A 14,137-nucleotide genomic window follows, 5' to 3' on the forward strand; every position below is an offset into this window, starting at 1 on the left:
AGCTAATTGTTTAATCTTCTTCTGAATGAATATATTCTTGATATCTTCTATGTACAGTTGCTTTTGAAATATTATAGCCAAATCCCCTTAAAGTAGCGGCAATTTCGGCGAAGGTCAATTTATTTTTTCTTAGTCGAACAATTTCTTCAATAGGTGCATCAATTTTATCTCTGCCGGAGTGTTCTCCAAGATTCTTAAGGTTTTTTTCTGGTTTATATCCTTGTTTGACTGCCCGTTTCATTCCACGCTTAATTTTGATATTATGGAGCTTACGCTGGTATTCCTCCACCATCCCTACAATTTGGAGGACCATTGAATCTGATTCGGAAAGTTGTAGTTCTCCATTATGTGAAATACCAAAAAGCTTTATACCTTCTTTTAAAATACAATGTAATAGCGCAATCTTCGCATTTCCTCTGCCAAGCCTCGTTTCATCCTGAATTAACACAGCTTGGATTGGTTCGTCCTTTATGATTTGAAGCAGTTGAAGAATCCCTTCTCTTTCCAGATCATAACCACTTGCTTGCTCCTTAATGATGGAAACTACCTCAAACTGATGCTGTTTTGCAAGCTGAGTAAGTTCCTCCTCCTGCCTCTTAAGTGAAGTTTCCTGTGTTTCTTTTGTTGTACTCACACGGCAATAAATAATTGCTTTCATACCTATATCTCTCTTTCTATTCCTCAGCAGCACTTGCTAGCTCTGTTGTAGATGAGGTCTTTTTGTTAACTGGAATGACAATCTCTTCTCCGGGATAAATTTGTTCATCCTCCAATTTATTATGGAGTTTAACCCAATTTACGAATTCTTCATTAGAAAGAGAATGTTCCTTTGCGTATTCCTCGGAAATTTTCCAAAGAGAATCTCCATCGGAAACAGTAATTTTTGTATAGTGGTCATTTGTGGCTGAGCTAAAATCAATCGAAAAGATAAAAGCTAAAAGACAGCTTAATCCAATTAGAATAATAGAAAATGAATATTTGTTCCATAGTTTTTTCATTACAAACACCTCTCAATAGAATATATGTTCGTTTATTTGATTTTATTATAATACGAACATTTGTTTGTTGTCAATATTATTCGAACTTATGTTTGTATAAAATTGGTGAACATGCTATAATTAAGGTAACAATTACTAGTGGCGAGGTGGAAATTACCATGGCTAAAATTTCTAAACGGCAGCAGGATATTCTTAATTTCATAAAAGGCGAGGTAAAGAAAAAAGGATATCCACCCTCTGTTCGTGAAATCGGAGAAGCAGTAGGTCTTGCTTCGAGTTCAACCGTTCACGGTCATTTAGCTAGATTAGAAAGTAAAGGGCTTATTAGAAGAGACCCTACTAAACCAAGAGCAATCGAAATATTAGAAGTAGATGAAACGACACAAATCCCAAGAAATAATGTTGTCAATGTTCCTGTTGTCGGTAAGGTAACCGCCGGTACTCCGATTACTGCGATTGAAAATGTCGAGGAATATTTTCCACTTCCTGAAAGACTTGCGCCATCTGATGAACACGTATTTATGCTGGAAATTATGGGTGAAAGTATGATTGAAGCAGGGATCCTTGATGGGGATTATGTCATTGTTAAACAGCAGCAAACCGCCAATAACGGTGATATTGTTGTCGCAATGACAGAGGAAGATGAAGCGACTTGTAAACGGTTTTTTAAAGAAAAGGATTATATTCGCCTGCAACCAGAAAATTCCGCAATGGAACCAATCATTTTAAGGAATGTCTCGATTTTAGGAAAAGTGATCGGAGTTTATCGACATATACACTAATCAAAGAAGTCAGTGCAAAATAATGTGCTGGCTCTTTTTTATTAGATAATACTATTTTTATTTTACAAATATTGAAAATTCAGTATTTTTTACCCATTCTTTATAGAATACAATTTTAATATAATGGAATTACACCAAGATTTTACCTTAGGTCAAAAATTTAGGCTTAAGGAGTTGAGAATCAGTGTTAAAAGACATTATTTTCTCTTTCGTAATCGGTGGTGTAGTTGGAATGATCGGACATATTCGAAAGCATGGAAAAATCATCATGCCACGTAAGACAAAAAGGTTCGTTTATCTAGGGTTTTTTGAAGAAATGCTCTTAGGTGCAATTGCTTCACTGCTCCTTGTCGTGTATATTTCTCCTAATTCTTATGTTGAAAAAATGACCATCTCGATTAGTGCCGGGATTGGTGGTGATTTGGTTCTGACCGGTTATAAGCAATTTAAGCAAAATGATTCAGATTAAATGGAAACCCTTTTTTGTTAGAAACTGGTATAATAGTAAAACTCCTAAGCAACATATGCTTAGGAGTTTTTTGTATTAATACATGGACATATATTGTTCTCTTTCCCAAGGGTGTACAACTGTACGGAACATATCCCACTCAATTTCTTTTGCTTCTACAAAGTGTTCGAAAATATGTTCACCAAGAGCAGAAACCATAGTTTCGTTAGTTTTTAACTGATCCAGTGCTTGTGCTAATGTTGCAGGAAGATCGATAATGCCTTCTTCAATTCTTTCTTCCTTGCTCATTACATAGATGTTGCGGTCCACTGCAGCGGGAGGAGTTATATTATTTTTAATTCCATCTAAACCTGCTTTTAAAAGTACTGCTAAAGCAAGGTATGGGTTTGCTGCTGGGTCAACACTGCGTACCTCAACACGTGTGCTCATTCCGCGTGAAGCCGGGATACGAATTAATGGTGAACGATTTTGTGCAGACCATGCAACATAACAAGGTGCTTCGTAACCAGGTACAAGACGCTTAAAAGAGTTTACAGTTGGGTTCGTCACTGCCGTAAAGCTTGGAGCATGCTTCAAGATTCCAGCAATAAATTGACGAGCAGTATCACTCAATTCAAGATCACCAGTTGGTTCAAAGAATGCATTTTTGCCATCTTTAAATAGGGAAAGGTTGCAGTGCATTCCGGAACCATTCACTCCGAATAATGGTTTTGGCATAAATGTTGCATGTAAACCATGTTTACGCGCGATAGTTTTTACAACAAGTTTGAATGTCTGAATTTGGTCACAAGCTGTAACGGCATCAGCATATTTGAAATCAATTTCGTGTTGTCCTGGAGCTACTTCATGGTGAGATGCTTCAATTTCAAATCCCATTTCTTCTAGCTCAAGAACGATATCACGACGGCAGTTTTCTCCTAAATCAGTTGGTGCTAAGTCAAAGTATCCGCCTTGGTCATTTAATTCTAAAGTAGGTTCCCCTTTTTGATCTAATTTAAATAAGAAGAATTCCGGCTCTGGTCCTAAGTTGAAATTCGTAAACCCAAGTTCCTTCATTTCCGCTAAAACTCGTTTAAGGTTATTACGCGGGTCTCCGGCAAATGGTTTATCATCTGGTGTATAGATATCACAAATTAAGCGAGCAACTTTACCTTTTTCCGCAGTCCAAGGGAAAACAACCCAAGTATCAAGATCAGGATGAAGGCGCATATCTGATTCTTCAATCCGTACAAATCCTTCGATAGAAGATCCATCAAACATCATTTTGTTATCTAATGCTTTCTCTAATTGGCTGATTGGAATCTCCACATTTTTAATGGTTCCAAGAATATCTGTGAATTGTAAACGAATAAATTTAACATTTTCCTCTTGTGCCAAACGTTGAATATCTGCTTTTGTAAACTTAGCCATTTTATTACCCCCTATTAATAATTGAAATGATTAATGGAAAAAGCGTGACATATCACCCTGTCTTAGAGTTGGACGACTCAATTTGTTCGTATGCAACAATTCGTTGCGAAGTAGTTTTCTAAGTTGCTCGTCTGTTAAGTCTCGTTTCGCCTTTTCAGCTTCCTGTTGAATAATATTGGTTTGTTGCTCCTTCACAAGGAATAGCTGTTTTATTCCAGCCATATTGACCCCTTGATCTATTAAGTCCTTGATTTCTAACAGACGATCAATGTCATTTAAACTAAATAAACGCCTGTTTCCATCCGTTCTTGCTGGAGTAACCAACTCATGTTCTTCGTAATACCGGATTTGTCTTGCAGTCAATTCCGTTAGCTGCATGACTGTTCCGATGGGAAACAGTGGCATAGAACGGCGAATTTCTTTTCCGCTCACCAATCCTCGCCTCCCTTTTCGTAATTCATATTGTTATTATATTTCGTGTTAGAAAAGATGTCAATCATATGTTAGATTTTCTAACATGGTTTTTCGAATAAAATTTATCTATATTATTGATACGGGTGATGGTGCATTACTTTGGATTATCTAAATACTCTTAAGTGACCGTTGCTGATTTCTTTTCTTGTTCACGGGCACCATAAGCCTCTGTTAGTTCCCATTCAACCGATCTTTCCGCTTTCTCGGGCACCAAGACCCCTTCTCAACCTGATAAAGGGCCGCCATCTATAGCGACCCTCATAGTTTCAGCTAATCCAGTTGAATTAATCCTTTTTCCAGCAAACGGTCTACAGCTAGGGAAACTGCAATTTTAACATGTGAATAAGTGAGACCCCCCTGGACATAAGCCACATACGGCGGCCGGATTGGACCATCGGCCGTCAGTTCGATACTTGCCCCCTGAACAAAAGTTCCTGCGGCCATAATCACATCATCTTCATAACCAGGCATATACGCAGGATACGGGGTGACATGTGAATTTATTGGTGAAGCAAATTGAATTGCCTGACAAAATGCCACCATTTTTTCACGGTCATCGAATTGTACCGCTTGAATCAGATCCGTTCTCTGAGAATCCCATTTTGGCGAAGAATTCATGCCTAATTTTTCAAGCATAGCCGCTGTGAACACAGCACCTTTCACAGCTTCCCCCACCACATGCGGAGCAAGGAAAAACCCTTGATACATTTCTTGAAGACTGTAAAGCGAGGCACCAGCCTCCGCTCCGATTCCAGGTGAAGTCATCCGGTAAGAACATGCCTCGACCCACTGTTTTTTGCCGACAATATAGCCGCCCGTCTTGGCAATCCCGCCGCCGGGGTTTTTAATCAAAGAACCGGCCATTAAATCAGCACCAACATGACAAGGCTCCAATTCCTCTACAAACTCACCATAACAATTATCCACAAACACGACCACATCACTCTTGATTTCTTTTACAAAAGAGATCATTTCTTTGATTTCAGCAATGGTAAAGGATGGTCTTGTGGCATATCCCTTTGAACGTTGAATACCAATCATCTTTGTATTCGCCTTGATTTTGGCTGCAACCGAATCCCAATCAACCGACCCCGCGCTGCTTAAAGAAACACTATCATAAGTAATCCCAAATTCCTTTAACGACCCAACACCATTCCCGCGAATCCCAACAATTTCTTCCAGCGTATCATATGGTTTTCCGGTAATATATAAAAGTTCATCTCCCGGTCTGAGCACACCAAATAAGGCGATGGAAATCGCGTGGGTGCCGGAAATAATTTGCGGTCGTACGAGACCCGCTTCTCCCCCGAATACATCTGCATAGACTAATTCCAATGTATCCCGGCCAATGTCATCATAGCCATAGCCTGTGGATGGGATGAAATGCGAATCACTCACTTTATGCTTTTGATAACTTTGCAACACCCGGAACTGATTTACCTCAGCTCTTTCTTCAATCCTTTTATGTACTTCAGCAATTTGCTTTTCCACTTCGCTTACTATTGGCTGAAGCTTTTCCCCATTTTTCAACTGTTGAAACATTTTGTATCTCCTATTCTACACTTTAAATTTCTCTAATTGCCCCGTTATTTGATGATCCTTAAGTGAATATCCCCGGCATTGATAAAGCTGACTTTCCTCATTAAAACTAAGATCGCGCAATACGGTTTCATTTTTTAATAAGGACAACAGTTTTCCTTCTGTTGATGGAACTTCCACTTGATATGGAACCATCATTTCAATGACGACACTTTCCATTTTTCTTTTTAGCTCATTCCGATCCTCTTTGTCAAATGCACTAATAAAAACAGACGGAGTATTAGCGGTCGGAACAAAATCTGGGTGCTTCTGATCCCTTTTATTATAGACGGTTAATTGTGGAATATCTTTTACCTCTAAATCCTCAAGCAGTTTATTGACTGTTTTTTCATGATGAAAATAATCTGGATTGGACATATCAACTACATGAAGCAGTAAATCTGCTTCTTTTACCTCTTCAAGTGTGGAGCGAAAGGAAGCAATCAGGGTGGTCGGTAAATCCTGAATAAATCCAACCGTATCGGTAATCAACGCCAGGAACCCGCTTGGTAAAATCAATTTTCGTGTCATTGGATCAAGGGTAGCAAACAACTGATTTTCCTCATAGGACTCTGCCTCAGAAAGACGATTAAACAAAGTTGATTTTCCAGCATTCGTGTAGCCGACAATGGCGACTTGAAAGGTTTTATTTTTCTTTCTTCTCTCTCTGTAGCGGTCCCGGTGCTGGACGATCACAGAGAGCTGTCCTTTAATATCATCAATCCTGCGGCGGATATGACGACGATCCGACTCGAGCTTTGTTTCCCCTGGTCCTCTTGTTCCAATTCCGGCACCAAGACGGGATAAAGATGTTCCCTGTCCGGCCAGGCGTGGTAATAGATATTGGAGCTGTGCGAGCTCTACCTGTAATTTTCCTTCTTTTGAACGAGCCCTTTGCGCAAAGATATCAAGAATCAGCTGGGTTCGATCAATAATCCGGGCATTGATTTCCCCCGCTAAATTTCGCTTTTGGCTTGGGGAAAGTTCATCATTAAAAATGACTAAATCAGCCTCAAGTTCTTCCGTCAATGCCTTTAATTCTTCAACTTTCCCTTTGCCTAGGTATGTAGCCGGATGGATGCGTTCACGTTTTTGAGTAACTGAAATCAGAACTTCCCCCTGTGCTGTCTCTGTTAAGGAAGCTAATTCATCCAGCGAAAATAGAAAACGCAAATCGTCCATCTCTTGTGTTTGGCAGCCAACAAGAATTGCTTTTTCAACGGTTTCCTTTGTCTCCGTATGTTCCATCAGTATTCTTCCTTTCCGAAAAGTTCTTCCCCCATCATATCAAATCATTCCAAAATTCTCTATTTCCATTCAAAATTTTAGTTGATTTATCACTTTTACGTGATAAAATCATATTTGTTCTTATTATATAGTGTTTTAGATAAAAAGAAATTTTGGGGAGATATGAGAAAAAATGACGTGGGAAGTGCTGAGTATGATTGGCACAATTGCATTTGCTGTTAGTGGTGCGATTGTGGCAATGGAAGAGGAATATGATATTTTAGGTGTTTTTATTTTAGGAATTGTTACAGCCTTTGGCGGCGGTGCGATTCGAAACCTGTTAATTGGTGTACCCGTTTCGGCTTTGTGGGATCAGGGTTTATTTTTTCAGATCGCCATTATTGCGATTTTAGCTGTCTTTTTGTTTCCTGCAAATTTACTGAAGCATTGGCAAAAATGGGGGAACTTATTTGACGCGATTGGACTTTCAGCATTCGCTATTCAAGGTGCTATCTATGCTTCTAATATGCACCATCCCATGAGTGCGATTATTGTCGCAGCTGTTTTGACGGGAATCGGCGGTGGGATTATTCGTGACTTATTAGCTGGAAGAAAACCAATTGTCCTAAGGGCTGAAATTTATGCGGTTTGGGCGATTCTTGCCGGATTATTTATTGGGCTAAAAATTGCTTCCCAACCATGGGAATTGTACACTTTATTTGGAATGATCACCGTGTTACGAGTACTTTCCTACACATTCAATTGGAAGCTGCCAATCCGCTCTCTTGAAGCAAATTAAAAATCGACGGACATGATGATCCGCCGATTTTTTTTGTGCCACTTTTGCGAGAATTAGATCAATCTTTACGACAGTTGGACCGCTCTTTACGACAATAGGCAGCTCTATGCGATAATTGGAGCAGCTTATCCGACAATTAGAGCCCTCTTTGCGACAATTGGCTTAACCTTTACGACAGTTGGACCGCTCTTTACGACAATAGGCAGCTCTATGCGATAATTGGAGCCGCTTATCCGACAATTAGAGCCCTCTTTGCGACAATTGGCTTAACCTTTACGACAATTGGACCGCTCTTTACGACAATAGCTGCTCAATACGATAATTGGAGCCCTCTTTGCGACAATTGGACTGCCTTTTACGACAATGAGCTCACTTCCCTATTACAACTTTACATATCTTCTTCAAAAACCAAATCATTGCTCCGTAAGGTCATTAATTCATGCCGATCATACGAGTTTAACATTAGTAATCGCATTGCTTGGGCCCGGATTGATTTCTCGATAATATTTCGCACATAACGACCATTCGAAAAACTAGCCGGACTTAAAACGGCTTTTACCCAAATCAAATGATCTTTTACCTTTTTTTCTGCCTCATGACTAAAGGAATATTCTCTCTCAGTCAGCATCCGCTTGGCAATTTCCATCAGCTGCTCGATGTTATAATCAGGAAAATCAATAACAAGAGGAAACCGTGAATGGAGACCGGGGTTTAGAGTTAAAAAATACTCCATCTCTCGAGAATAGCCGGCAAGAATTAAAATAAACTCATGCTGCTTATCCTCCATGTGCTTGACAAGCGTATCAATCGCTTCTTTACCAAAATCCTTTTCCCCGCCGCGCCCTAAGGAATAGGCTTCATCAATAAATAATATGCCGCCCTGTGCTTTTTTTACAAGGTCACGCGTTTTTTGGGCGGTATGGCCGATATACTCCCCAACAAGGTCGGCCCGTTCCGCCTCAATTAAGTGTCCCTTGGTCAAAACATTCATTTTTTGAAAAAGCTTGCCAATCAATCTGGCTACTGTTGTTTTTCCGGTGCCGGGATTTCCTTTAAACATCATATGAAGGGCTTGTTTTTTTGCCTTTAATCCCATTTCTTCCCGCTTTTTGTTCACGTAAATCCAGGCATAAATTTCTTTTATCATTTTTTTCATTTCTTCCATGCCAACCAAAGCACCAAGCTCTTCCTCTATTTCAATTAAAGCCGAATGCTCAGGGGGGATTTCCTTTGGAACAACTTGAAAATCTGGCAGTTTTTTTGTTATTGATTTTTTCTTTTGTGTGTTGAGGACAACTCTTATTTGACCGTTACTTTTCTCACGGAATTGTTGATCCAAAGCTTTCACCTCTCAATCTGCAAACAGTCTGCGCACGAATTAGTCAATATTCCCTCAACCTATGTGTATTCAGTTTTTATGCTTTTTATTTTGAAAAATAAAAAAGAGCCCAGATATTTGGGCTCAAATTTATATATGGATTTTATTCTGCATTCAAATCAAGCTGTACGTTTCTTTGCGGAGCAAAGGTTGAAATGGCATGTTTATAAACTAATTGCTGCTTTCCTTCCGATTCAAACAGGACTGTAAAATTATCAAAACCTTTGATACAACCCCTTAATTGGAAACCGTTCAATAGGAATACCGTTACATGGGTGTTATCCTTCCGGCATTGGTTTAAAAATTGATCCTGAATATTAATGGTTGTTTTCATTTGTATATCCTCCTCTTTTATCTCTACTAATATGTATTCGATTTTACTTGTAGCTTTCCTTCAACATAATGTGAAATTTCCGTTAATTTTTTCGAGAAATTCTGCACATCTGTTACATCAAACCATTCTACACCCATCTTGTTTCGAAACCAAGTTAATTGCCTTTTTGCATAGCGTCTTGAATTTTGCTTTAGACTTTCAACCGCCTGCTCAAGGCTGATTTTTCCATCAAGGTAGTCATAAATTTCCTTGTAGCCGATGGCCTGGATGGATTGACAGTCCCTTAGTCCCTGGTCATGGAGATGTTTTACTTCTGATAAAAGTCCTTCCTCCATCATTAGATCGACACGCTGGTTAATTCGCTCATAAAGTTTTTCGCGGTCCATCGTTAATCCGATCAGTGCTGTCTCATATAGAAGGTCAGGCTGTTGTTCGCTTTGCACATCACTCATTGTTTTTCCGGTGCGGTGATAGATTTCGAGTGCCCGAATGACCCTTCTGACATTGTTGGGATGAATTTGCGCCGCACTCCCGGGATCAATCTCAGTTAATTCTTGGTGAAGTACCTCAGCACCTTCATTCTTCGCTCTTTCTTCCAACTGCATCCGGAACTCATCATCAGCAGCAGCATCGGAAAATTGATAATCATAAATGACAGACTGTATGTAAAGTCCGGTTCCTCCGACAATGATTGGAAGCTTTCCTTTTTCAGCAATCTCCCTGATTTTTTCACGAACAAGCAGTTGAAATTCCGCAACTGAAAAGGTCTCATCCGGATCGCGAATATCAATGAGGTGGTGCGGAATCCCTTCCATTTCTTCAGGCTTTATTTTTGCTGTGCCAATATCCATGCCACGGTAAATTTGCATGGAGTCACCCGAAATGATTTCCCCGTCAAGCTTTTTCGCCATTTCAATGCTAAGCTTGGTTTTTCCAACTGCAGTCGGACCAATAATGACTAATAACTTTTGTTTTAAATCCAATCTTTTCACACTGCCCTTATTCCATTTTAAGTGAAAGATCTACTCTTTCACGTCCTATCGTAACACATATTTGAAAAGCAGTTGAACATCAAATAAGTATATACAAAAAATAACTTTTCTATGCAAAATTTCAAAGTGAATTTTTTATGACAAATTTATTTCCAATTGAGGAGTGTTTTTCATTTAAGATTACAAATGGGTAACGTTTCATTTACAATCGACAAATTACCCCCAAATTCGTGGTAGGCTTATCCGTAGATTATTCTGTAAGAATACAAGAGAAAAGGTGGAAAACATGTTATCTAATTCAGAAATTGGAATTGATTTAGGAACTGCTAATATATTAATCTATACGAAAAACAAGGGAATTGCTCTTAACGAACCTTCAGTAGTCGCAATCGATACGAACACGAAGCGAATCGTCGCTGTTGGGACGGAGGCAAAACAAATGATTGGGAAAACTCCGGAAAAAATTGTCGCGGTTCGTCCATTAAAGGATGGAGTCATTGCAGATTATGATGTGACAACGGAAATGTTAAAAGCCGTAATGAGGAAAGCTTCGAAAAAAGGCGGGTTTTCCATCCGCAAACCAAATGTTGTAGTTTGCATTCCATCCGGTTCAACCAGTGTTGAACGGAGAGCGATCCATGATGCCGTTCGTAATGCAGGGGCAAAAAAAATTAGTTTAATCGAAGAACCTGTGGCCGCAGCGATTGGAGCAGGCATGCCGATAGACGAACCTGTAGCCAATGTCGTGGTAGATATCGGCGGCGGGAATACCGAAGTTGCGATCATTTCGTTTGGCGGTGTCGTGGCTTGCCATTCCATTAAAGTGGGCGGTGACCGTTTTGACGATGAAATTATTCAACACGTGCGAAAGGTATATAATGTGCTGATTGGGGAAAGAACTGCCGAAAATATCAAAATGGAAATTGGCTTTGCCCTGATTGATCATGAAGAAAAATTCATGGATGTCCGCGGGCGTGATTTGGTGACCGGATTGCCCAAAACGATTAATCTATCATCCTATGAAATTCGTAATGCGATGAAGGAGTCTTTATTGCAAATTTTAGAGGCAATCCGTGCAACGCTTGAAGACTGTCCTGCTGAGCTAAGCGGTGATATCGTTGACCGGGGTGTGATTTTAACGGGTGGCGGTGCTTTAATGAATGGAATGGAGGAATGGTTAAGCAAGGAAATTTTCGTTCCTGTTTCACTTGCTCCAAGTCCGCTTGAATCGGTAGCAATTGGTACCGGAAAATCACTGAAATATATTAATATGCTGCAAACGGCGGCGAAATAAATAGGTTTAGAGGTCGAAATCGGGGGCGATTTCGACCTTTTTCAATTGGTACCATTTTATTGTCCAGTTTGGATGACTTATTAGCCGGTTTATCTGGATATTTGCCACATTGGATATTTTATTTTCCAAAATCCTTTTTTGAAGTAAAAATAAAAATATAAATCCAGTATTGGGTAAAAATAAAGCCTGTTTTTTACAAAATACCATTTTTCAAAGCAATATCTATGATATTTATTACCTCTTGGACGCCTTACAACTTTATTTGCCACTTTTTCATGAATATTTGCCGCTTCCTCCCAGATATTATCCACTTCGGGCATTTTATTTCCGGCTTCCCCCAATTTATTGGCCTTTTCATTTGTTAATTCCAATCCGTTCCATCAGGTGCAATACCATAACCGTCAAGATCTACTATTTGTTTAAATTAATTTTTTTATAACCTCACTTAAAGCTTCCTGACTCATTGTTTCCAGCTTATAATCATGAGTTTCAAACGATAAGTGTCTGGTAACATCATTTGGAACAATTACACAACGGATGCCGGCTTCTTTCGCTGCTAGTAATCCATTTAAAGAATCCTCGAAGGCAACGGCTTCAGGTCGTTTTAAATTGCAATCAGTCAGAGTTTTTATATATATTTCCGGGTCCGGTTTCACTTTTTTTACATCATTTTTGGTATTGATCACATCAAAATACTCAATGATATTTAATGGTTTTAGATGCCGGGCAACCCACTCTCTTGAAGAACATGATGCCAAACCAATTTTCAAATTATTTATTTTAGCTTCCTCTAAATATTCGATGACCCCTTCTCTAAGGGAAGGTTGTTTCATTTTTTCGTTGTACTTTTCAAGTGCAAGTTGATTAAGCAGTTCACAGTCTACATCTTCTCCAACTACTCCCCGAAGATATTTAAATAAAACATCACTGCCTGTGCCAATACAGCTGGAATACTTTGATAATTCCAGTTCCACATGATGTTTTTCCATTAGAACCTCTTTTAACGCCTCGAACCAAACTGATTCGGTATCGACAATTAGTCCATCAAAATCAAAAATGACCCCTTTAATCACATAATCATCTCGCTCCACTTTATATTTTCCAAATTTTACTTATGATATTATCTTAAATTCCTTCTACATATGGAAATAATCCCCTTTACTATTTTATACCAATCAATTTGTTCACACAATTATAAGCAAATCTACCTATTTATGGATATTTATCCACTTTTTTATTGACTGTAATTTCAAAATACGTGATAATGATAATCGTTATCAACAATAATTATTATCAATCATATCAAGGAGGATTTATTATGTTTAACCAATTTTTAAGAAAAAACCGCTATGCCTCATTGCTTCTCACTGTTTTTCGATTGTATCTTGGATGGCAATGGCTAAATGCGGGTTGGGGGAAATTATCCAGTGGCAATTTTGATGCGAGTGGCTTTTTATCCGGTGCGGTAAAACAGGGAATTGGTGAACATCCCGCTGTTCAACCATGGTGGGCTAATTTTTTGCATGATGTTGCAATTCCACATGTTGAACTTTTTAATATCTTAGTCCCTTGGGGTGAATTCTTAGTGGGTTTCGCCTTAATCATCGGAGTCTTTACTAATTTTGCTATGCTTATGGGTCTTGTAATGAATTTTGCTTATATGTTTTCCGGGACGACTAGCACGAATCCACAGATGGCTCTAATCGGGATGTTCATACTTGTCGCCGGAATAAATGCAGGCAAGATTGGTTTAGACCGATGGATTTACCCATATTTTAAAAAAGTGTTATTAAAAAAGTCGAAGCAAGAGAAATTCCCACTTAGCGCCTAGAATTTTTTCTTAAAAAATTACATCCAAAATAAAAACAACGATCATGATCAACTGAATAAACGCTTTTGCAAACGTTCCGCTTAAAAAGGCAATTAAAGTAGCAAAAGCCACTTTTATCGAACCTTGGAAAGTTTTCTTTTGCATCAGTTCTGCCATCAATACCAATACAAACGGAACAATAATAACACCAAATGGGGGAATGATAAAGCTGCCGACAATTAAACCAATCGTTGCCGCTCGCATCCCCCATTTGGAACCTCCCGCTTTGTCTACAAAATGAAGATTCGCTAAATAATCCGCTAAAAATAATAAAATAGTTAGGAGGACAAACATGGTCCACGAAACCCAGGAAAGTTCATTTGAATTAATCCCGAATTGGTATAGCAGGACACCTCCCCAAATCAGCAAAACGGACGGAATAATTGGATAAACGAGACCAACAAAACTAAAGATAAAACAGATACTTATTATGATCCAAAATATAATGGCCAGGATATGAATCACCTCTTTTCTTGCATTATACTATATTCAAAATAACCTTCAAAAAAAATTAGAGCCTGGCGCTGTCAAG

General features: G+C 38.9%; 17 protein-coding genes. 5 read left to right on the forward strand and 12 right to left on the reverse strand.

Features of this window, described 5'->3' with window-relative positions; all coding sequences use genetic code 11:
- Positions 1 to 10: 10 nt before the first annotated feature.
- Both J2Y67_RS00955 and yneA read right to left on the reverse strand, forming a co-directional pair.
- The gene (locus J2Y67_RS00955) at positions 11 to 658 is read right to left on the reverse strand and encodes a YneB family resolvase-like protein (RefSeq protein ID WP_310169639.1); all 648 of its coding nucleotides are present in this window, start codon (positions 656 to 658) and stop codon (positions 11 to 13) included.
- 16 nt (positions 659 to 674) lie between these two features.
- Entirely contained in the window at positions 675 to 998 is a 324-nt protein-coding gene (yneA, locus tag J2Y67_RS00960; protein ID WP_310169640.1) for a cell division suppressor protein YneA, read from the reverse strand.
- Positions 999 to 1,156: 158 nt separating this feature from the next.
- Between yneA and lexA the strand changes: the two genes are divergently transcribed.
- Positions 1,157 to 1,780, forward strand: coding sequence for a transcriptional repressor LexA (gene lexA / locus J2Y67_RS00965; RefSeq protein WP_310169641.1), 624 nt, complete (start codon positions 1,157 to 1,159; stop codon positions 1,778 to 1,780).
- Between the two features lie 184 nt (positions 1,781 to 1,964).
- Complete coding sequence (locus J2Y67_RS00970; RefSeq protein WP_310169642.1) at positions 1,965 to 2,249, forward strand: DUF4257 domain-containing protein; 285 nt, start codon at positions 1,965 to 1,967, stop codon at positions 2,247 to 2,249.
- A 75-nt stretch (positions 2,250 to 2,324) separates the two neighbouring features.
- Here J2Y67_RS00970 and glnA read toward each other — a convergent pair whose 3' ends face one another.
- From glnA to hflX, 4 genes are all read right to left on the reverse strand, one after another.
- Entirely contained in the window at positions 2,325 to 3,659 is a 1,335-nt protein-coding gene (gene glnA / locus J2Y67_RS00975; protein ID WP_310169643.1) for a type I glutamate--ammonia ligase, read from the reverse strand.
- A 30-nt stretch (positions 3,660 to 3,689) separates the two neighbouring features.
- On the reverse strand, positions 3,690 to 4,091 hold the full coding sequence (locus J2Y67_RS00980; protein WP_310169644.1) for a MerR family transcriptional regulator: 402 nt from the start codon (positions 4,089 to 4,091) through the stop codon (positions 3,690 to 3,692).
- A 312-nt stretch (positions 4,092 to 4,403) separates the two neighbouring features.
- Positions 4,404 to 5,675 (reverse strand): methionine gamma-lyase family protein, encoded by a 1,272-nt coding sequence (locus tag J2Y67_RS00985; RefSeq protein ID WP_310169645.1) that lies wholly within the window; start codon positions 5,673 to 5,675, stop codon positions 4,404 to 4,406.
- Positions 5,676 to 5,690: 15 nt separating this feature from the next.
- A complete protein-coding gene (gene hflX, locus J2Y67_RS00990; RefSeq protein ID WP_310169646.1) occupies positions 5,691 to 6,959 on the reverse strand; it encodes a GTPase HflX in 1,269 nt (422 codons plus the stop codon).
- A 172-nt stretch (positions 6,960 to 7,131) separates the two neighbouring features.
- On the opposite strand from hflX, the gene J2Y67_RS00995 reads away from it, so the two are divergent.
- Positions 7,132 to 7,737, forward strand: coding sequence for a trimeric intracellular cation channel family protein (locus tag J2Y67_RS00995; protein WP_310169647.1), 606 nt, complete (start codon positions 7,132 to 7,134; stop codon positions 7,735 to 7,737).
- Between the two features lie 388 nt (positions 7,738 to 8,125).
- Here the strand turns inward: J2Y67_RS00995 and spoVK are convergent, their stop codons facing one another.
- From spoVK to miaA, 3 genes are all read right to left on the reverse strand, one after another.
- On the reverse strand, positions 8,126 to 9,076 hold the full coding sequence (spoVK, locus tag J2Y67_RS01000; RefSeq protein WP_310169648.1) for a stage V sporulation protein K: 951 nt from the start codon (positions 9,074 to 9,076) through the stop codon (positions 8,126 to 8,128).
- Positions 9,077 to 9,218: 142 nt separating this feature from the next.
- Complete coding sequence (gene hfq / locus J2Y67_RS01005) at positions 9,219 to 9,449, reverse strand: RNA chaperone Hfq (RefSeq protein WP_310169649.1); 231 nt, start codon at positions 9,447 to 9,449, stop codon at positions 9,219 to 9,221.
- Positions 9,450 to 9,475: 26 nt separating this feature from the next.
- Positions 9,476 to 10,432, reverse strand: a complete 957-nt coding sequence (gene miaA, locus J2Y67_RS01010; RefSeq protein WP_310170238.1) for a tRNA (adenosine(37)-N6)-dimethylallyltransferase MiaA — start codon at positions 10,430 to 10,432, stop codon at positions 9,476 to 9,478.
- Positions 10,433 to 10,727: 295 nt separating this feature from the next.
- Between miaA and mreBH the strand changes: the two genes are divergently transcribed.
- Entirely contained in the window at positions 10,728 to 11,735 is a 1,008-nt protein-coding gene (gene mreBH, locus J2Y67_RS01015; RefSeq protein ID WP_310169650.1) for a rod-share determining protein MreBH, read from the forward strand.
- Positions 11,736 to 11,824: 89 nt separating this feature from the next.
- Here the strand turns inward: mreBH and J2Y67_RS01020 are convergent, their stop codons facing one another.
- On the reverse strand, positions 11,825 to 12,106 hold the full coding sequence (locus tag J2Y67_RS01020; protein ID WP_310169651.1) for a hypothetical protein: 282 nt from the start codon (positions 12,104 to 12,106) through the stop codon (positions 11,825 to 11,827).
- Between the two features lie 48 nt (positions 12,107 to 12,154).
- Positions 12,155 to 12,808: an HAD family hydrolase gene (locus tag J2Y67_RS01025; protein ID WP_310170240.1), complete on the reverse strand. Its 654-nt coding sequence runs from the start codon at positions 12,806 to 12,808 to the stop codon at positions 12,155 to 12,157.
- Positions 12,809 to 13,053: 245 nt separating this feature from the next.
- On the opposite strand from J2Y67_RS01025, the gene J2Y67_RS01030 reads away from it, so the two are divergent.
- A complete protein-coding gene (locus J2Y67_RS01030; RefSeq protein WP_310169652.1) occupies positions 13,054 to 13,566 on the forward strand; it encodes a DoxX family protein in 513 nt (170 codons plus the stop codon).
- Positions 13,567 to 13,575: 9 nt separating this feature from the next.
- Here J2Y67_RS01030 and J2Y67_RS01035 read toward each other — a convergent pair whose 3' ends face one another.
- The gene (locus J2Y67_RS01035; protein WP_310169653.1) at positions 13,576 to 14,070 is read right to left on the reverse strand and encodes a DUF456 domain-containing protein; all 495 of its coding nucleotides are present in this window, start codon (positions 14,068 to 14,070) and stop codon (positions 13,576 to 13,578) included.
- Between the last annotated feature and the right edge of the window lie 67 nt (positions 14,071 to 14,137).

Origin of the sequence: Neobacillus niacini (assembly GCF_031456445.1) — a bacterium.
GTDB lineage: Bacteria > Bacillota > Bacilli > Bacillales > Cytobacillaceae > Neobacillus > Neobacillus niacini_I.